This is a genomic window from Philodulcilactobacillus myokonensis (assembly GCF_027923585.1).
Taxonomy (GTDB): domain Bacteria; phylum Bacillota; class Bacilli; order Lactobacillales; family Lactobacillaceae; genus Philodulcilactobacillus; species Philodulcilactobacillus myokonensis.
Genome location: NZ_BRPL01000002.1, coordinates 1 through 20,978, shown reverse-complemented (window position 1 = coordinate 20,978; position 20,978 = coordinate 1). Strand labels below are relative to the sequence as shown.

Below are 20,978 nucleotides of genomic sequence, written 5' to 3'. Positions count from 1 at the left end.
CACATATAAGAAAGAAGGAAAGCTAATAATGTTTGTAAAAATTAGAAAAACCGGTAATTCAAAATCATTAACAGTCCCTAAGAGTTTTAATATGCCTGATAATATTAAAATGAGCGTTCGTAAAGATAAGGACGGATCAATAATATATACTCCAGTATCTGATAGTAAGAACCCATTTGAAGGTAAATGGTTTAATAAAAAAATTAAACAGGATGATATTAGCAAAAATTTAAAATTATCTGATAAAGAATGGAGTTAATTAATTGTATATACCACATAAAAGAGATATTATTTCCATTAATTTTGATCCTAGTTCAGGTCATGAAATTAGGAAACGTCGTCCTGCTTTAGTAATAAGTAATAGTAAATATAGTAAATTAACTGATTTGGTATTTGTTTGTCCAATTACTCATACTGAACACAATTATTTAGTAAAATACGGATTGCTTATTAAAATTGATTCAATTAATTCTAATGTAAATGGATTTGTTAATCCACTTCAATGCCATACATTTGATTATAAATATAGACAAGTTAAATTTATTGATAAGATGAAAAAAGAAAATTTTTCTAAAGTAGTGAGATGCATAAAATATATTATAAATGCCGATGAAAAATAATATTACTATAATCTTATAAAGGAGGTTGGTAAAAATTACCAGCCTCCCTTTGAGTTGGGCTAATTAAATTTAATGCTTTTTCTTTTCCAATGCTTTCAATTCCTGCTCAGTCTTTAACGTATGGTCATAGAAGTGGTTGATTTTATAATTTAAATGGTTAATCGCAAATTGGATGTCATCGCGTTTTTCTTCCATGATTTCAACTTGCTGTTTTAATAATTCAATCTGTTCATTTTGACTATTGTTCACTTTATCAAACAAATGGATGTACTTCTGGAGGGCTTTAATGCTCATCCCAGCTGCCCGCATCTCCTTGATGAATTTAATGCGAGCAATCATGTGCTGATCAAAATCACGGATTCCAATTTGATTTCTTAAAATCGGCGGAATCAAGCTAATTTTTTCGTAGTATCTAATTGTTGATGATGAAACGCCAATTTTATGGCTTGCTTCTTTAATATTCAATCAAATTTTCCTCCTTATGATTGAGGCCGATTAATGCCAATACTTTTTCTGGATTGGAATTTAGGATTCATCAATAGTTTTTGAACCAGATCGGCAATGGCGGTTCTTGAAACATCGTGGCCACCAAACGGTTCATTCTTTTGGGTGATTTCATAATCATCACTGCCGTTATCGAACCAACCGGGACGAACAATCGTGTAATTTAAATCGCTTTGTTCAATTAAATCGGCCGTTTTACGGTAACCCTTTAAAAATGGATTATATTTTAAATTACCGGTGGCACCCACAGATGCCGGAATTTCGTTATAAATTCCCATGGAACTAATGAAGACTAAACGTTGAACGTCATTTTGATGCATGGCATTCATGATGGATTGGGCCATATCAGGTAAATTACCGCTTAAGGCTGCGAAGACAGCGTCTTGATTTTGAAAGTATTTTGATGACGATGGATCTAGAATATCGGCATTAACTTTCGTCACTTGTTTAGATGCTGGAATTGAATCGGTATTTCTAGCCATTAATGTTAAATGAACGTCTGAATTTGATTTGAACTGTTTGGTGACGGTTTTACCAATCGAACCGGTGGCACCAATAATTAAGAAATTTTCCATCATAATTCCTCCTTTGGATGATTAATTTAAAGATAGTCCTTAAAGCTAACTTTAAGTCAAACAAAAAGTAGCGATGAAATTTTGAATTTCAACGCTACTTTATAAATTTAATGATATTAATTAATCTTTGAATTCAGCAAAAGCATCATCAATTTGTTTGTATTCATCATCTGATAATTTAACTGATAAAGCCTTCGCATTACTTTTGACTTGTTCTGGACGTTTAGCACCTGGAATCACAACGGTTACGTCAGGGTTCTTAATGTACCATGCAAGGACTAATTCAGCGGTGGTAATACCATGCTTCTTAGCCAATGGTTTGATGCTATCGACCGCATCAACAATCTTTTCGAACCGTTTGCCTTGGAAATCAGGGTTCCCATTTCTGATATCATCCTTTGGAAACTTAACTTCTTTACTGTACTTACCAGTTAAGAGGCCGGAAGCAAGTGGGAAGAATGGAACGAATGAAATGTTGTGTTCACGTAGATATGGGAAGAGGGTCTTTTCGGCACCACGGTGAATTAAGCTGTATTGATCTTCATCAACGTCAACTTGGTTATTCTTGTTAGCTTCCTTTAATTGGTCTAATGAGAAGTTAGAAACACCAATGGCTTTGATCTTACCCTGTTGCTTTAATTCGTTTAAAGCAGCGACAGCTTTATCTTTCGGTGTATTTTTGTCAGGAAAATGAATGTAGAAAACATCTAAATAGTCAGTGTGTAAGCGTTCTAAGCTATCAGCAACCGCCTGTCTTAGAAATTCAGGTGAGTTATTGATACGAACATTGCCGTTCACAACGTCTTGAGCACCCTTGGTTGCAATTACGAAACCCTTTCTGTCATAATTTTGAATTGCTTTACCAATTAATTCTTCTGAATGGCCCATGCCATAAGCAAAGGCAGTATCTAACATTTTAATACCAGAGTCTAAACCAGTTTTAACGATTTGGATTCCAGTTTCATCTTTTAAATTTGGAAATAAGTTGTTACCACCAACGGCATTGGTACCTAAGCCTAATTGGGTGGTTTCAACGTTTGATTTACCGATTTTTACCATTATGAAATTCCTCCTTAATAAATAAGTGTCTGATATAATTATCGAACACATCTAAGGTTGGAACAACTATTTTGCATTAAAAAAACTTCCCACCGATTGATAGTGGAAAGCTTAATTTTTGTAATAAACATCCTTAATTATAATTGGAATGATTAGAATGATAAACATTGTGACTGCAAATAAGATGTTGGAGTAAACATATATAGTGATGAATCCCCAAATTGCAACTATAATTTTTGCATGCCGATTATAAAAATAAATGAATTTTTTAAACAGATTATGCATAGTAATCAAAGTGATCGAAATGTTGGTTAACAGCATGGCGAGCAGCTAACTTAGAATTAAAGTAGAATGAACGTTTAGCATCCATCCAGGCACTAATCCCAGTACCATCTGCTAACATCTTAGTACTTTTACCATTGACTTTTTGATTGGAAACGTTGAAGAAGTTACCGTTCCCAGCGCCAGCAAACCAACCGGTCACGTTAATGTACTTACGACCGTTCATCTTCTCATTGTTAGCAATATCCCAGTTCATTTCAGACTTGGGGGTGTGCATAATTTCTTTGAATGGAACTTCGTAGTTGACGGGATGTGATTTTAATGGGTTAACCGTGTGAAATTCTGAAATTTTATTATTATGTCTAAAGTATAAGGTTTCTTTCATTTGATGAGCGTTAAATGAATACTTATTATAGTAATTTTTACCATTAAACTTACCCACGTAATGGTACCAAGTTTTTCTTAAATTCTTGGGATAAGCTTTCAGAGTGGTCTGCACATGATGATGAACCCCTTTAGCACTCGCTTGGTTGGCACGATTACTTCCCACGAATGCTAACAATCCAATTGATAAAACGGTTAAAACCTGAACTAATTTCTTCATGACAAATCCTCCTAATTTATATGTAACGGTTAAGTAATATTTTTGTAACATTTATGTAATAAATTATAACGCACTTTGATTTAATTTCAACCGTTTTTTTAATTAATTCTTCCGGATATCTATTAACGCATTGCCGTTATTTTGATAAACTAAAGATATTAATTAAAAAGGAGACCCAATTGTGGAAAAAGTCTTAATTTTAGGTGATGGAAAACTTGCTGAACAATTAACCCATCAATTTGATTCATCTGATCAGCTGAATGTTCAAAGGCTAGCAAAGGTTGATTTCACTAAAAAAGAAAGTTATCAAAAAGCGCTAAATCAAGTTAACGTCATTGTTTCACTTTTAGGCCCGCTCGATGTTGATTTGGATTTTGAAGCTTTGTTTGATGCCATTCGTGAAGTTCAACCGCCAGTTAAACAATTTGTGATGCTTTCAACGGCTGGCATTGACCATGAAGTAAACGGCCAATTAACGTATCCAAACGTTAGTAACGTCAAAGAATATTTGAATCAGCAACGTTATGCTGCGAAGGTATTAGATGAATCTGAAATCTCATACACAATTTTGCGTCCCACTCAAATTGTTAAACAAACGAGCGGCTATTTGAAAATTATTCCAGAAGGTGCCCCCGTTTCAGTTGGAAAAGTTTCAATCGATAGTATCATCTCAATAATTAACCAAATTGTTTTGCAAAAGAAATTCATTGGTGAATCACTTGGGATGATTGATCAATAATAAGAAGGTGTAAGAATGGCAATGATTAATCAAAATATGATTGATGCCATGAAGAATAATTTGAATGAAGCTCAAAGAACATCCCATTTTATGATTATTCAATACTATGATCCTGATACCCAATCCGGACCTTATATGATAACTAATTATTCTGATTATATTAAAATTATGAAAAAAAGGGCTCGTGAGCAAAAACATAATTTCCAATTAATCGTAGTTAGGGATATTGTTCCCGTAAACGATGATTTAGCTCGCTGGGCAATTGAGGAACAACAGTTGAATATGATTGGTTCAGGTGGTAATGTTTCACAAAAGGTTCAAAACGTTAATAAAGCTTTGGACAAGGTCTTAATGAATAATAAAATTAAAAATTAAAAGATGAAGTTAGATGATGAAAGAGCTGTTTTTAAATCAGCTCTTTTTTAATTGAATTTATGACTATTTTTGGGGGTTATTAAATGTCATTGCAGTTTATTTTAGGAACGGCAAGTTATGATCATGAACGAAAACTGACCGATGATTTAATGCATTCAATGCAAAAGCATCCGCATGATCAATACTTTTACCTGGTTCCTAACCATATTAAATTCGAATCAGAAATATCGACCCTAAAACGTTTAAATCGGAAAAATTTAGACACCTATGCCCAGACGAACGTCCAGATTTTTTCGATTAGCCGTTTAGTGTGGTACTTCTTAAAACAACAGGCGGTCTATCAACATCCAGAATTAAATAGTTCCGGGATTAACATGTTAATTTACCAGATTATTTTGGACCATCAAAATGAATTAACGGTGTTCCGTGGCGAAACGGGGCAACCAGGATTCATATTGCAAATTGCATCCCAGATTGCCGAAATGCAGGCGGGTCGAATTAGCGCTGATGATTTACAGAAAATTTTAGACCAGGGTGATCAGCATTTTAATTCCAATTTAAACGATAAGATGCATGATTTTGCGATTATCTATAAGGCCTTTGAGGTGGAAACGGATGGCAAATACCTTTATCAAGCTGATATTTTGAAACAACTATGTGCTTATTTATCAGATTATAATCTTTCCCACACCCGTTTTTACATCAGTGGTTTTTCACAATTGACCGCGCAAGAAAGGGAATTAGTTCAAATCTTGATGGAACGTTCAGATTCTGTCACGGTTGATTTGAATTTAGACCGTCCATATCCATTTGAACTGCCCGATGGATCGAACTTATTTTATCAATCTGCTAAGTTGTATTATCAGCTTTACCAATTTGCTAAACAGAACCGGATTCCAATTTTAACCGACTTGCACGCGGATCAACCACGGGTTAATTCCGATTTACAAAAATTAGACCACTATTGGATTGCATCCCATAGTTTTCAGAACATTAAACCGGATCAATTGAAAAATCAGGATTCCATCCAGGTTTTGCAAGCCGATAATCCGTATGCTGAAGTTGCCCAAGTTGCAATTAAAATTCGCCAGATGGTAGCACAGACCAATCTGCATTATCATGATTTCTTGATTATGACGAGGCATTTAGATCGTTATCAGAATATTTTAAAACCAATTTTTGAAATGCAACATATTCCATACTTTAATGATGTCCAGAAATCAATGGACGACCACCCACTAGTTGAATTAATTGATGCATTGTTTTCAATCGAACGGCCAGGACGGCACCGTAACTACCGTTATCAAGATGTGATGCGGCTTTTGAAAACGGAACTATTAATTCCAGAAATTGATGGCCAACCCATTTCAATTCAAACCTTCAGGACTGATTTAGCTTTGTGTGAAAACGAGGTCTTAAGAAGTGGCTATGAAGGCAGTCGCTGGACTCAAAAGGATGACTGGAAATACGCATGGCTTTCGGACGTTGATATGGGAAAGCGTCCAGAGGAAGATCAAAACATTGAAAGCCAGATTAATTTGATTCGCCATTTCGTCCGCAACACGCTTCCGCCATTTTACCGTAAAATGAGGCGGGCCAGGAATGGTAAAGATGCCGCTAAAATTTTGTATCAATTTCTCGTCCAAAATGGGGTTGTCACTCGCCTAACTCAATGGCGAGACCAAGCTAACCAAGCCGGACGCCTAGAAGAAGCTGCCCAACCGGAACAGGTCTGGGATACCTTCTGCAATCTTTTGGATAATTTTGTTAGCATCCTAGGCGACCGTCCATTTAAATTGGATGATTTTCTAGCACTATTGAAAGCGGGATTTGAAGGTGCTAATTACGCCCAGATTCCTTCAACCTTAGATCAGGTTGCCGTCTCCGAAAGTGGAATTGTTCAGATGAAGGATTATCGAATTGTCTTTATGATTGGTTCAACCGATGATGTCATGCCGGACCGGGTTGAAAATACATCACTATTTAATGATGCCGACAGAGATGACCTAGCTAACCAATGGGGCGATGATCAATTCTTGAATGATAATAGTGAGATGCAGATGGCGAATGATCCGTATTTAAACTACCTAGCATTCATGAGCGGTTCGGATCGGTTAATCTTTACCTATTGTCTAGGCAGTGATGACCAGTCTGATTCACAAGTCAAAATTTCACCATACGTTCAACAAATCATGCGGCATTTTAATTTGAAGGAATCCCATCCGATGATGTCACCAATTGCGGATGATCATGATGTCATGCCATTTGTGGGGACTTACCGGACGACTTTAAGGCACCTTATTCAAGCTGTTCACGATGCCAAATTGAATCAGAAACCGGTCGATGATAATTGGAAGTATATTAATCAATTAATCCGGAAACATCCAGATTATCATCAATTAGCTAATAAACTATTGGGTAGTTTAAATTACCAAAATCAGCCACCAAAACTAGCACCCAAGATCATCACCGATCTTTACGGTGATCATATTCACACTTCGATTTCTCAGCTTGAACAATTTTATAATGATCCATATGAATACTTTTTGAAGTATGGATTAAAGCTGCAGCAACGGGATGTCTTTGAGTTATCGCCCGCCAGTACTGGTCAATTCTTCCATGCTACGCTTGATCATTTAATGCGGATCATCAATCGGGAACACATCGATTTAGCTAAGTTAGATGATCAGGATATGAACCAATTAGTAGATGAAGTCGTTGCTAAATTACTGGAAGAAGAGGATTATCAATATGCCATCTTGAATAGTTCGAACCGAATGAACTACATTAAGGGTCAATTGATTAAGACGATTAAACGGATGGCACATACGTTTAAGATGCAGAGTAAAAGAACGCCGATGCGGCCGAAGCATACCGAAGTGGCATTTGGACACGTTGGGAATAAGGATGATCTGAATCCATTGAAATATGAATTGCCCAATGACCGTGAAGTTGTCGTTCGAGGGCGAATTGATCGAATCGATGAAATGGTCGCGGCTGGCGAAAAATTTCTAAGTATCATTGATTATAAGTCTGGCAATAAAGATTTTGATTTTTCACAGGTTTATCACGGAAATTCAATGCAGATGATGACCTATCTAGACGTCCTGCAGAACAACATATCCCGCTTTAGTCAGAAGGAGAAGGCGGAAATCGCTGGCGCCCTTTATCTGCACGTCTATAATCCTAAGTTAGACTTAAATACCATTTTGCGACATGGTACTGATATTTCAATGCTTGATAAACAACGTTATGCCGGATTATTAGTTGATTATCCCGATTTAATGAAGAATCTAGATCAAGAAGTTAAAAACAAAAAGTATGGGAAGTCCCACGTCTTCCCGTTTAAATTAAATAAGAGCGGAACGATTGGCAAACCCAACAAGGTAATCGAACCCGATGTTTTAGAAATGATGCTTGATCACAATCAAAAGTTAATTAAAGGTGCGGCTCAAAGAATTTTTGATGGCGATATTCAGATTTATCCAACGGAAGAACAACAACGAAGTGCGATTCAGTATTCACCATACAAATCAATCATGCAATTTGATCCACTACTGGAAGAAAATCGGTACCATGAAATTCATAAGTTAAGTTTGAATGATATGAAACGGTTATTAGAAGAGGAGCGCAATAAAAAATGATTCAATATACTAAAGCTCAAAAGCAGGCAGTTCAAGATGAACGTCCCGGTAATATTTTAGTTTCAGCCTCTGCTGGTTCCGGAAAGACACGGGTCCTAGTTGACCGTGTGATTCATAAAGTCTTGAATGGAACCAGTATCGATCAGCTTTTGATTGTAACTTTCACGAAGGCGGCCGCTAAGGAAATGCGGGATCGGATTCAAACGGCACTCAGGGAACAGTTGAAAAAGACAACTGATAATCAGCAGAAGAACCGGTTGATTACTCAACTAAGGAAGGTTCCAGTTGCCTATATCAGTACTTTCGATGCCTTTTGTCAGCGTATTATCCAACATTACTATTACATTATTAATTTAGATCCCAATTTTAGAATTTTAAATGATAATACTGAACGTGAAATGATGCGTGAGAACGTTTGGAATGACGTCAGAGAGGATTTATATGCCAACGATTCCAACCATAAATTTGCTGATTTAACCGAAAACTTTTCTGGTGACCGGGATGATGACGGCTTAATGGATCTGGTTTATCAGACCTATGATTATGCTAACGTCAATCAAAATCCTTCGGCATGGCTTGATCATATTTCAGATATGTACCATGTGAATGATTCAATTACCCAAAGCGACTTCTATCAAAAAAGTTTATTGCCAGTCTTATTAGATGAACTGCAGAATTCTGCATTAGGTTTTGAATCGGCACTTCGCATTGCTGACAGAGAGGATCAGACGAAAGATGCTGACCAATTAAAAGTAGAATTGGAAACGGTTAAAAAATACCAGCATCTACTAAAAACTAAAAGCTGGGACGAATTAAAAAATACCTTTCAAAGCATTAAGTTCAAGAACTTCCCAAGTGTCTCTAAGAAAATGCCGGATGATCAAAAATCCCTTCATGACCAAGCTAAGGATGCCCGAAATGCTGCTAAAAAGCAGTTGAATCAAATTGGCTCTAATTTCTTCGAATTATCCGAAAAAGATAATTTATCAATTATGAAAAATGCCTATGGGCTGATTCAAGAATTGATTCAGGTTGTCCATGCCTTTTCCAATGCTTATCAGCAGTACAAAAAGGAACAGCATGTTTTAGAATTTATTGATATTGAACACGATGCTGACCGGATCTTGAATGGTAAGCAGGACAAGGCAAAAGCGGTTCGTGCAAATTTAACTAAGCAGTTCAATGAAATCATGGTTGATGAATACCAGGATAATAATCGGCTCCAGGATCAAATCCTAAGCTCGATTGCCAAACCAGAAGGTAATTTATTTATGGTCGGGGATGTTAAGCAGTCGATTTACCGTTTTAGACTGGCTGATCCTAAGATGTTTATGAACCGTTCTAAAAAATACAGCCAGCATCCAAAAAATGGTTCGCGGGTCATTCACTTAGCTGAAAATTTCCGTTCTGATCGAAACGTAATTTCATTTGTTAATATGATTTTTAAACAGATTATGGATGAACGGCTGGGTGGAATTGATTATTATGATTCGTCTAATAACGAGCATCCTAACCTTTTGAAAGTAGGGGCCACTTATTATCCAGCTGATTTGCCAGCTCAGGTTGACGTTTTAATTTATAATAGTCATGATCAGGATTCATTTAATCAAGGCGATCCGAATGAGAACACCTTGCCAATTAAGGATAGTGCCCAGGGTCAAATTGAATTGGTGGCTCAAAAGATTAAGGGCTTAATTAGCAAACATGCTGAAATTTTTGATCGAAAATTAGGCCGCAAACGTCCAATGCAGTACCATGACATTGCGATTCTATCTTCAACCCATAATAACAATTTAACGATTGCTGATATTTTTCACAGATACCAATTGCCAGTTAAAATTGATGATTCTCAAAAGTATTTTAAAACCACTGAAATTCAGATTATGATGTCACTACTAAGCATTATTGATAATCCGTACCAGGATATTCCACTGGCTGCCGTTTTACGTTCGCCCATCGTTCAAATGGATGAAAATCAAATGGCATACTTAAGGATTAATCAACGTTCTGGTGATTATTTCAACGCTTTAAAACACTTCTACCATACTTATGGTGATAAAATTGAGAATTCTGATTTTGGGGATAAAGTTTACCAAAAAGTCCAGGCATTTTTAGAACAATTAACAGATTTTAGAAACGTTGCCCAGCAACATGAGTTAGTTGACTTGATTTGGTATATTTATCAGCAGACCGGTTTTTTAGATTACGTTGGCGGAATGCCATCGGGAAAGCAGCGTCAGGCTAATTTACATGCGCTGTACGATCGGGCAGCCGAATACGAAAAGACTAGTTTCAAAGGCTTATTTCAATTTGTCCGCTTCGTTCGTCGGATTCAAGAACACGATGATGATTTAGCTGCTGCTCAAATTTCCCATACTGAGGATGCAATCAACGTCATGACGATTCACAGAAGCAAGGGATTGGAATTCCCGGTTGTCTTCCTAATTGATGCTGCCCACCAGTTTAACTTTAATCAAATCCGCGGGAACTTCGTTTTGAATGATCGATTAGGGCTTGGGATGACCTATTTTAATCCTAAGGACCGGGTTAATATTGACACTTTGCAAAAACAGGTCATCGTATCGAACGAAAAGAATGCTGATTTATCAGAAGAAATGCGGAAATTATACGTTGCAATGACGCGGGCTGAACAGCGTTTGTTCATTGTGGGTGCGATTAAAAACGCCAGCCGTTCTAAGAAGAAAATCAACCCAGTTGAAAAATTATTGAGTGGTTGGGAAAATGAAGCGATGGCATCCGATCAAGATCCAAAAAATCCCGTTTTGAATTTCACCGCCAGAAGCCACGCTAAAAATGATTTGGATTTGATTGGGCCGGCATTGGTCCGCCATCCAGATTTTAAAAAACAATGGAATTATGATGCCCATTCAACCGTTTTATCTAATGACCAATCACATTTTAAGTTACAATTTATTGATAAACAGGAATTGGCCAAGGATGCACCGAATCCTGAAACTCAATCCAAGGTTGATTTAGATTTAGAACATTATGATCCTAAAAACGTTGCTAGCGATTCAATTAAATCCATTATGGATTTTCAATATCCTAATCAAATGGCAACCCATACGACTGCTTACCAGTCCGTTTCAGAAATTAAACGGTTGTTTGATGATCCCGATAATTTGGAATTAGGTAATTTTAACGGATCGTTGGACCCTAGGAAAACCAACCGGTACACTACCCAGAATTTCAACCGTCCGCAATTTATGCAAACGGTCGAAACACCCCAATCAACTGATATTGGAACGGCAACCCACTTAGTTTTACAGAAATTGAACGTTGAAAAGCCAATTACGCTTGAAACGGTGCAGCAACAGATTAATGATTTAGTTAAAAATCAACTTGTCACGCCTGAAGTTGCTCAAAAAATCGATGCTAATCATATTATGAAGTTTTATCAAAGTTCAATTGGTAAGATTATTTTGAAACATCCAAGGTCACTTCACCGGGAAGTTCCGTTTTCACTATTGATTTCAGCCAATCGGATTTTTAAAGACTTCCGTGATCCAAAACCAAAAGTATTAATTCACGGAATTATTGATGGATATTTGGATTTAGATGATAAAGTAATCCTGTTTGACTACAAGACTGATTATGTTAGGGATGCACATGATGAAATGCGAATTAATAAAATTATCAAGCGTTATCAGGGTCAAGTGAACCTGTATGGAATTGCTTTGAAACGGATTTTGCACCGGCCGGTTGATCAGCGTTACTTATATTTGCTTTCAATTGATCGACCCATCCCTTTAAACGAAAAAAAGTAATTTCACTCTTTGATTCATGAAATATGATAAAATAGAAATACTAAGGATTTTAAATCCATCAAAAGTGAGAGGAGTTATTACTGATATGGACAAGCAGTATTGGACAGCGGAACGCTTAAATCTGCCATATGATCAATGGTCAAAAGCATCTGTTGACCAACTAAAGACTAAAGTGCGGGATTCTAAATGGCGCTTGGGTTATCACATCCAACCAGAAAGTGGTTTGTTAAACGACCCGAATGGTTTTTCTTACTATAATCATCAGTGGCATTTATTTTACCAATCATTCCCATTTGGACCTGTTCACGGTTTGAAAAGTTGGGCTCACCTTGTTTCACCTGATTTAATTCACTGGCAAGATGTCCATCAGCCAATGATTCCAGATTCATCCAACGACCGAAATGGTTGTTATTCCGGCTCTGCATTGCCAATTAATGATCAATTATTTTTAATGTATACGGGTAATATTTGGGATAATGGTGTTAGAAAAGCTAAGCAAAACGGGGCTTTTGTGAACCAGGATAACCAAATTACGAAGCTCGCTCATCCGTTAATTGATCAGCCATCCGAAGGGATTACCGGCAACTTCCGTGATCCGCAGATTATCAAACATGCTAATTATTATTATGCAATTATTGGTGCTCAAACAGATAACCGCCGTGGTGAAATTTTAGTTTACCGCTCTAAGTACCTTGATCACGGATGGTACTATTACCGAAAATTAGATATTGGCACTAATGACTTAGGATACATGGTTGAATGCCCTAATTTAGTCTTTATTGATGGTCGTCCGGTAATTATTTTCTGCCCTCAGGGAATGAGTCATAAACATTTGAAATACGCTAATAAGTACCCAAATACCTATATTGTTGGAAAAGATTTTAATTGGGATAAAATGAAATTTATTAACCCATCTAAAATTCAACAATTAGATAATGGTTTTGAATCGTATGCAACCCAGGCAATCAATGCTCCTGATGGGCGTGTGCTTGAAGTAAGTTGGATTGGAATGCCAGACCTTGAAGAGCCCGATGCAGAAGACGGCTGGACCAATGCTTTGTCACTGGTCCGTGAACTATCATTAGACGGTGAACAGTTGACCCAAAAACCAGCTGCAGAAAACAAGGGGTTATCTGACCATGAATTGAAGTCAATTAATGGGATGGAAGTTCCTAAGCAGTGTTTATTGGACTTTGCTCCCACTGAAAATAAAGGGAGCCAGTTCGCAATTACTTCTGGTGAAAGTCATTTGTTGATTGATGTTGACGACGATAATAACCGCCTAACCCTTCATCGTTTAAATAAAAATGGGAACGAAGAACAGCGAATTATTAATATGGATACGGCCAAGGTTTCTGATTGCCAGATTTATCTTGATAATTCTTTATTTGAAATTTACATTAACGGCGGAGAAAAATTAATGTCCGGCAGGGTCTTCTTTAGCCACAGTGTCATTAATGCAACTTGGATTGACTGCCAAGCAGTTGAACTAACCCAATTAAAGAAATTAAATTAACTTAATATGAAAGACGAAAAAACGGTTCATGAAATTTAATTCATGAACCGTTTTTATTTTATGGCAATTTAATTGCTGTAATTAAAATGACCATCATTACAATCGTTATTAATGCAACCACCGTTGAAGTGATTTTAAACCATTGATGGTATCGATGCCAAATGAAAAAAAGCAATGATAACATTGCAATGATGCCAATTGCATACATAATCACTAATTTAATTTGAACCGCATAATCAGCTGCTGTCATGCTTAATGGCCTCTAATCAATTACTAATTGGTATGCGTATCTAAGTGGATCGTGTTGGTCACCATCAGCGGTCTTTACAATTCCACGTTTTTCAAAACCGTTAGAAGTAATGACGTGTTGCATGCCTTTATTATCAGGATGGGTATCAATTCTAATATCACGGTAGCCTAATACTAATGAAATGGTGATCATACCACTCATCATCTTTTGAGATAGTTTTTTACCGCGAAAGTTATTAGAAATTGCAACCCGGTGAATAGCAGTATAGTGTGAGTTTCTAGGATTTTCCCATTGACCATCTTTAATCTTTAAGTAACTTAAATCTAGTCCTTGACCAAGGGTAGCGGTTCCGGCAACTTGATTGCCAACGATTAAAACGTAGTTAACGCCATTTTTAATATCTTCTTTGATATCATCTTCGTGTGGGTATCCCGTTTGCCATTGATCGATGTTTTGTTCCTTAAGGTACTTCTTAGCTGAATCAATAATGTCTAAAATGCTTGGTAAATCTTTTTCAGTTGCTTTTCTTAAGTAAATTGCACTCATCAGTGAACATCTCCTTACTTCTATTTTAATTTTTGACGTATTTATTCTTAGATATTCTATATTAAAATAATTTAAATTGCAATCATTAGTATTCATACTTTGATTTGAAGTGCCATGCCCATGCCACCTCCGATGCACATTGAGGCAATCCCATTTCGTTTGTGTTCATGTTTTAGATTGTAAATTAATGAAGTGACGATTCTAGCACCGGAATCACCTAATGGGTGACCAAGTGCGATTGCACCGCCATTAATATTTACTTTTTCAGATGGTAAATGAAGATTCTTTTGGATGGCAACACTGGGTGCGGCGAATGCTTCGTTGATTTCGAATAAATCGATGTCTGATTGCTTCTGTTCTGATGTTTTCAATAATTGCTTAATGGCTCGGTAAGGAGCGTAGCCCATAATTCTAGGATCGATGCCGGTTTCCACGTAATTTTCAATTATCGCTAATGGTTTTAAATTCATTTTTTTTGCTAAGTCGTAATCCATCATTACTAATGCGGAAGCGCCATCATTTAAACTAGAAGCATTTCCGGCGGTTACGGTTCCTCCCTTTTGGAAAACGGTTCTTAATTTAGCAAGTTTTGTCATTGATGTATCTTTTCTTGGACCTTCATCTCTTGCAATGATCTTTTCTTGATTTTGTTTATCCTTTATCTTAACTGGAACGATTTCATCGTCGAACTTATGGCTTAATTGGGCTTTGACTGCCTTTCTGTGTGATTGATATGCAAACTGATCCTGATCTTTTCTACTTATATTAAATTTTTTGGCAACATTTTCAGCGGTCGCACCCATTGGTAAATGATAAAATGCATCATCTAATGCATCGTTTTGAATGCTATCAATCATATTAATGTTTCCATATTTATGACCGAAGCGCATGGACTGATTTAAAAAGGGTGCATTTGACATACTTTCGGTCCCGCCTGCAACAACAATTTTAGCATCGCCCATGACGATAGCTGCTTGTCCAGATCGAATTGCTTTCATTCCTGAACCACATACCTGGTTAACTGTATATGCAGTTTTAAGATTGGAAATGCCAGAGTGAAGTTGAATCTGTCTTGCAACATTTTGTCCAGAACCAGCTTGTAAAACATTTCCGAAGATAACCTGGTCAATTTGATTAGGGGATAGTTGTGCTTTTTTAATTGCAGATTTCGTAACGATCGTCCCTAATTGAACGGAAGATAGTCTGGATAATTCTCCACCGATTTTTCCAATTGGTGTTCTGACTGTGCTAACGATAGCAACTTTTTTCAATAATTATCATTCCTTTATTTTATTTATATTGAATCATTGTAATGGATGTTTAAGATAAAAAACAGTTTAAATTTAAAAAAACATTTGACTAATTACTACATAATTGATATTATTGTAAACGTTGTCTTTTGGAGGCAACATAATAAATTGTTTTTATTAAAATTAATTGTTGTCATTTGATAATGATTGTGCTATTATAATAAATGCTGCTTACGAGTTAAGCAATATTTCAACAATTAATTAATCAAATTAGTTGTTGACATATTAATTACCAAGTGATATGATAATTAATGTTGCGTTGCAGAGATGCAATGCTAACAAGTAGGTCTTTGAAAACTGAACAAGATATTTAAACAACCTAAGATGTGTAAGGCGTTTTATATTTATATAAAACAAACAAACTTATGCGAACGAAGTTAATTCGTTTTTAATTATTTTAAGAAGAGCTTTGTATTAAACTTTTCATTTTTAAAATGAGAGTTTGATCCTGGCTCAGGACGAACGCTGGCGGCATGCCTAATACATGCAAGTCGAACGAGGTTTCCTTAATGATAGTTGGTGCTTGCATTAATTTGACTTAAGATCTAACCGAGTGGCGAACTGGTGAGTAACACGTGGGTAACCTGCCCTGAAGTAGGGGATAACATTTGGAAACAAATGCTAATACCGTATAACAACATAAACCACATGGTTTATGTTTGAAAGATGGCTCTGCTATCGCTTTTGGATGGACCCGCGGCGTATTAGCTAGTTGGTGAGATAATGGCTCACCAAGGCGATGATACGTAGCCGACCTGAGAGGGTAATCGGCCACATTGGAACTGAGACACGGTCCAGACTCCTACGGGAGGCAGCAGTAGGGAATCTTTCACAATGGACGAAAGTCTGATGAAGCAATGCCGCGTGAGTGATGAAGGGTTTCGGCTCGTAAAGCTCTGTTGTTAGAGAAGAACAGGTGTAAGAGTAACTGTTTACATCTCGACGGTATCTAACCAGAAAGTCACGGCTAACTACGTGCCAGCAGCCGCGGTAATACGTAGGTGGCAAGCGTTGTCCGGATTTATTGGGCGTAAAGTGAGCGCAGGCGGTTTTTTAAGTCTAATGTGAAAGCCTTCGGCTTAACCGAAGAAGTGCATTGGAAACTAAAAAACTTGAGTGCAGAAAAGGATAGTGGAACTCCATGTGTAGCGGTGAAATGCGTAGATATATGGAAGAACACCAGTGGCGAAGGCGGCTATCTGGTCTGTTACTGACGTTGAGGCTCGAAAGCATGGGTAGCGAACAGGATTAGATACCCTGGTAGTCCATGCCGTAAACGATGAATGCTAGGTGTTAGAGGATTTCCGTCCTTTAGTGCCGCAGCTAACGCATTAAGCATTCCGCCTGGGGAGTACGACCGCAAGGTTGAAACTCAAAGGAATTGACGGGGGCCCGCACAAGTGGTGGAGCATGTGGTTTAATTCGATGCTACGCGAAGAACCTTACCAGGTCTTGACATCTTTCTGCTAGCCTAAGAGATTAGGTGTTCCCTTCGGGGACAGATTGACAGGTGGTGCATGGTTGTCGTCAGCTCGTGTCGTGAGATGTTGGGTTAAGTCCCGCAACGAGCGCAACCCTTATTATCAGTTGCCAGCATTTAGTTGGGCACTCTGGTGAGACTGCCGGTGATAAACCGGAGGAAGGCGGGGATGACGTCTAATCATCATGCCCCTTACGACCTGGGCTACACACGTGCTACAATGGACAGTACAAAGAGTTGCAAAACCGCGAGGTCAAGCAAATCCCATAAAGCTGTTCTCAGTTCGGATTGCAGGCTGCAACTCGCCTGCATGAAGTTGGAATCACTAGTAATCGTGGATCAGAATGCCACGGTGAATACGTTCTCAGGCCTTGTACATACCGCCCGTCACACCATGAGAGTTTGTAACACCCAAAGCCGGTGATGTAACCCTTCGGGGAACTAGCCGTCTAAGGTGGGACAGATGATTAGGGTGAAGTCGTAACAAGGTAGCCGTAGGAGAACCTGCGGCTGGATCACCTCCTTTCTAAGGATTTAATTCGGAAACTTACACATGTTGTGCGAATGTCTTGTTTAGTTTTGAGAGGCTTACGCTTCTCTACTTTGTTCTTTGAAAACTAGATAATATTAATTTCTATTGAATTGATAATTTATATAATTATTCAATTTCAACCGAGAACACCGTGTTATTTTGAGTTCAATAAATATATTTTCGTAATTACTCAATTAACCAAAAGCGCCACGTAGTGGCAATTAGGTTAAGTTATGAAGGGCGCATGGTGGATGCCTTGGCACTAGAAGCCGATGAAGGACGTGACTAACAGCGATATGCTTCGGAGAGCTGTACGTAAGCTTTGATCCGGAGATTTCCGAATGAGGAAACTCAATAGCTTTAACGAGTTATTATTGATTAAACTTAGTTTAATCAAAGGTAAACGTGGGGAACTGAAACATCTCAGTACCCGCAGGAAAATAAAGAAATTTCGATTCCCTTAGTAGCGGCGAGCGAACGGGGAACAGCCCAAACCAACGAGCTTGCTCGTTGGGGTTGTAGGACTGAACATTTGAGTTACCAAAGATTTTAATAACTGAAAAACCTGGAAAGGTTTGCCAAAGTGGGTGACAGCCCCGTAAGTGAAATTAAAATCCCTCAGTTCAGGATCCTGAGTACGGCGATACACGTGAAACATCGTCGGAATCCGGGAGGACCATCTCCCAAGGCTAAATACTAACTAGTGACCGATAGTGAACCAGTACCGTGAGGGAAAGGTGAAAAGCACCCCGGAAGGGGAGTGAAATAGTTCTTGAAACCATGTGCCTACAAGCAGTTAGAGCCCGTTAACGGGTGATAGCGTGCCTCTTGCAGAATGAACCGGCGAGTTATGATTACATGCAAGGTTAAGATGATAAGTCGGAGCCGCAGCGAAAGCGAGTCTGAAACGGGCGTTTCAGTATGTAATGATAGACCCGAAACCAGGTGATCTACCCATGTCCAGGATGAAAGTGCGGTAAAACGCACCGGAGGTCCGAACTTGTGTACGTTGAAAAGTGCTAAGATGAGATGTGGGTAGCGGTGAAATTCCAAACGAACTTGGAGATAGCTGGTTCTCTCCGAAATAGCTTTAGGGTTAGCCTTGGAGTTGAGAATCATGGAGGTAGAGCGACTGTTTAGACGAGGGGCTCATCTTGAGTTACTAAGTTTAGATAAACTCCGAAGCCCATTGATTTATATCCAGGAGTCAGACGATGAGTGATAAGATCCACCGTCGAAAGGGAAACAGCCCAGACCACCAATTAAGGTCCCTAAATACATGCTAAGTGGAAAAGGAAGTGGAGTTGCATAGACAACTAGGATGTTGGCTCAGAAGCAGCCATCATTTAAAGAGTGCGTAATAGCTCACTAGTCGAGTGATTTTGCGCCGAAAATTTACCGGGGCTAAGCATGTTACCGAGATTGTGGACGTGACTTCGTCACGTGATAGGAGAGCGTTCTAAGGGCATTGAAGCAGGATCGTAAGAACTTGTGGAGCGCTTAGAAGTGAGAATGCCGGTATGAGTAGCGAAAAACCAGTGAGAATCTGGTTCACCGAATGACTAAGGTTTCCTGGGGAAGGCTCGTCCTCCCAGGGTTAGTCGGGACCTAAGCCCAGGCCGAAAGGCGTAGGCGATGGATAACAGGTTGAGATTCCTGTACTAGTTAGTTGTGTTTGAACGATGGAAGGACATAGGAGGCTAAGTTATGCATGCCGTTGGATGTGCATGTTCAAACTGTAAGTCAGGTCATGAGTCAAATGCTTATGACCGGGTTGACAAGCAGTGATGAGGACTGAAGTTTAGTAAGGAAGTAACTGACGTCACACTATCGAGAAAAGTTTCTAGTGAGCAACTAATTACCCGTACCACAAACCGACACAGGTAGTCGAGGAGAGTATCCTAAGGTGAGCGAGTGAACCCTCGTTAAGGAACTCGGCAAAATGACCCCGTAACTTCGGGAGAAGGGGTGCTGCACGCAAGTGCAGCCGCAGTGAAAAGGCTCAGGCGACTGTTTATTAAAAACACAGGTTTTTGCAAAATCGTAAGATGAAGTATAAGGGCTGACACCTGCCCGGTGCTGGAAGGTTAAATGGATGAGTTAGCTTCGGCGAAGCTCAGAAATGAAGCCCCAGTAAACGGCGGCCGTAACTATAACGGTCCTAAGGTAGCGAAATTCCTTGTCGGGTAAGTTCCGACCCGCACGAAAGGTGTAACGATCTGAGCGCTGTCTCAACGAGGGACTCGGTGAAATTGAGATACCTGTGAAGAAGCAGGTTACCCGCGACAGGACGGAAAGACCCCATGGAGCTTTACTGTAGCTTGATATTGGGTGTTGACATGACTTGTACAGGATAGGTAGGAGCCGTAGAAACCGGAACGTTAGTTTCGGTGGAGGCGTTGTTGGGATACTACCCTTGTTGTGTGGACACTCTAACCCGCGCCACTAATCGTGGCGGGAGACAGTGTCAGGTTGGCAGTTTGACTGGGGCGGTCGCCTCCTAAATTGTAACGGAGGCGCTCAAAGGTTCCCTCAGAATGGTTGGAAATCATTCATTGAGTGTAAAGGCATAAGGGAGCTTGACTGTGAGACATACAAGTCGAACAGGGACAAAAGTCGGACTTAGTGATCCGGTGGTTCCATATGGAAGGGCCATCGCTCAACGGATAAAAGCTACCCTGGGGATAACAGGCTTATCTCCCCCAAGAGTTCATATCGACGGGGAGGTTTGGCACCTCGATGTCGGCTCATCGCATCCTGGGGCTGTAGTTGGTCCCAAGGGTTGGGCTGTTCGCCCATTAAAGCGGTACGCGAGCTGGGTTTAGAACGTCGTGAGACAGTTCGGTCCCTATCCGTCGCGGGCGCAGGAAATTTGAGAGGATCTATCCTTAGTACGAGAGGACCGGGATGGACATACCGCTGGTGTATCAGTTGTGCCGCCAGGCGCACTGCTGAGTAGCTATGTATGGATAAGATAAACGCTGAAAGCATCTAAGTGTGAAACTTACCTCAAGATGAGATTTCCCATTTCTTCGGAAAGTAAGATCCCTGAAAGATGATCAGGTAGATAGGCTAGAAGTGGCAGTGCAGTGATGCATGAAGCGGACTAGTACTAATCGATCGAGGACTTAACCACAAAAGGTGGAACGGTTGA

At 38.9% G+C, this 20,978-nt stretch carries 14 protein-coding genes and 2 rRNA genes; 9 read left to right on the top strand and 7 right to left on the bottom strand.

Annotation, left to right across the window (positions count from 1 at the left end):
• The first annotated feature begins 28 nt into the window (after window positions 1-28).
• Both WR164_RS00110 and WR164_RS00105 read left to right on the top strand, forming a co-directional pair.
• A complete protein-coding gene (locus tag WR164_RS00110) occupies window positions 29-259 on the top strand; it encodes an AbrB/MazE/SpoVT family DNA-binding domain-containing protein (protein WP_286135502.1) in 231 nt (76 codons plus the stop codon).
• A gap of 4 nt (window positions 260-263) precedes the next feature.
• Window positions 264-620, top strand: coding sequence for a type II toxin-antitoxin system PemK/MazF family toxin (locus WR164_RS00105; protein WP_286135501.1), 357 nt, complete (start codon window positions 264-266; stop codon window positions 618-620).
• Window positions 621-689: 69 nt separating this feature from the next.
• Here the strand turns inward: WR164_RS00105 and WR164_RS00100 are convergent, their stop codons facing one another.
• The 4 genes from WR164_RS00100 to WR164_RS00085 all read right to left on the bottom strand — a co-directional run bounded on the left by WR164_RS00100 (window position 690) and on the right by WR164_RS00085 (window position 3,644).
• The gene (locus tag WR164_RS00100; protein WP_286135500.1) at window positions 690-1,085 is read right to left on the bottom strand and encodes a MerR family transcriptional regulator; all 396 of its coding nucleotides are present in this window, start codon (window positions 1,083-1,085) and stop codon (window positions 690-692) included.
• A gap of 14 nt (window positions 1,086-1,099) precedes the next feature.
• The gene (locus WR164_RS00095; protein WP_286135499.1) at window positions 1,100-1,699 is read right to left on the bottom strand and encodes an NAD(P)H-binding protein; all 600 of its coding nucleotides are present in this window, start codon (window positions 1,697-1,699) and stop codon (window positions 1,100-1,102) included.
• Between the two features lie 120 nt (window positions 1,700-1,819).
• A complete protein-coding gene (locus WR164_RS00090) occupies window positions 1,820-2,758 on the bottom strand; it encodes an aldo/keto reductase (protein WP_286135498.1) in 939 nt (312 codons plus the stop codon).
• A gap of 277 nt (window positions 2,759-3,035) precedes the next feature.
• On the bottom strand, window positions 3,036-3,644 hold the full coding sequence (locus tag WR164_RS00085; RefSeq protein WP_286135497.1) for a hypothetical protein: 609 nt from the start codon (window positions 3,642-3,644) through the stop codon (window positions 3,036-3,038).
• A gap of 181 nt (window positions 3,645-3,825) precedes the next feature.
• Between WR164_RS00085 and WR164_RS00080 the strand changes: the two genes are divergently transcribed.
• The 5 genes from WR164_RS00080 (at window position 3,826) to WR164_RS00060 (ending at window position 13,706) form a co-directional block, all read left to right on the top strand.
• Window positions 3,826-4,383 carry an SDR family oxidoreductase gene (locus WR164_RS00080; protein ID WP_286135496.1) on the top strand — a complete coding sequence of 186 codons (558 nt, stop codon included), beginning with the start codon at window positions 3,826-3,828 and terminating at the stop codon, window positions 4,381-4,383.
• 15 nt (window positions 4,384-4,398) lie between these two features.
• Window positions 4,399-4,758 carry a hypothetical protein gene (locus tag WR164_RS00075; RefSeq protein ID WP_286135495.1) on the top strand — a complete coding sequence of 120 codons (360 nt, stop codon included), beginning with the start codon at window positions 4,399-4,401 and terminating at the stop codon, window positions 4,756-4,758.
• Window positions 4,759-4,841: 83 nt separating this feature from the next.
• A complete protein-coding gene (locus tag WR164_RS00070) occupies window positions 4,842-8,402 on the top strand; it encodes a PD-(D/E)XK nuclease family protein (protein WP_286135494.1) in 3,561 nt (1,186 codons plus the stop codon).
• Complete coding sequence (gene addA, locus WR164_RS00065; protein ID WP_286135493.1) at window positions 8,399-12,190, top strand: helicase-exonuclease AddAB subunit AddA; 3,792 nt, start codon at window positions 8,399-8,401, stop codon at window positions 12,188-12,190. The genes WR164_RS00070 and addA overlap by 4 nt, the downstream gene beginning before the upstream one ends.
• An 85-nt stretch (window positions 12,191-12,275) precedes the next feature.
• Window positions 12,276-13,706: a sucrose-6-phosphate hydrolase gene (locus tag WR164_RS00060; RefSeq protein ID WP_286135492.1), complete on the top strand. Its 1,431-nt coding sequence runs from the start codon at window positions 12,276-12,278 to the stop codon at window positions 13,704-13,706.
• A gap of 58 nt (window positions 13,707-13,764) precedes the next feature.
• On the opposite strand, the gene WR164_RS00055 is transcribed toward WR164_RS00060, so the two are convergent.
• The 3 genes from WR164_RS00055 to WR164_RS00045 all read right to left on the bottom strand — a co-directional run bounded on the left by WR164_RS00055 (window position 13,765) and on the right by WR164_RS00045 (window position 15,773).
• Complete coding sequence (locus tag WR164_RS00055; RefSeq protein WP_286135491.1) at window positions 13,765-13,956, bottom strand: hypothetical protein; 192 nt, start codon at window positions 13,954-13,956, stop codon at window positions 13,765-13,767.
• A 12-nt stretch (window positions 13,957-13,968) separates the two neighbouring features.
• A complete protein-coding gene (locus WR164_RS00050) occupies window positions 13,969-14,502 on the bottom strand; it encodes a GNAT family N-acetyltransferase (protein ID WP_286135490.1) in 534 nt (177 codons plus the stop codon).
• A gap of 92 nt (window positions 14,503-14,594) precedes the next feature.
• Complete coding sequence (locus tag WR164_RS00045; RefSeq protein WP_286135489.1) at window positions 14,595-15,773, bottom strand: thiolase family protein; 1,179 nt, start codon at window positions 15,771-15,773, stop codon at window positions 14,595-14,597.
• 469 nt (window positions 15,774-16,242) lie between these two features.
• On the opposite strand from WR164_RS00045, the gene WR164_RS00040 reads away from it, so the two are divergent.
• Together WR164_RS00040 and WR164_RS00035 are read left to right on the top strand one after the other, a co-directional pair.
• Window positions 16,243-17,818, top strand: a 16S ribosomal RNA gene (locus WR164_RS00040).
• Between the two features lie 230 nt (window positions 17,819-18,048).
• Window positions 18,049-20,960: ribosomal RNA gene (locus WR164_RS00035) — 23S ribosomal RNA — on the top strand.
• Together the 16S and 23S rRNA genes form the textbook arrangement of a ribosomal RNA operon.
• Window positions 20,961-20,978 lie beyond the last annotated feature (18 nt).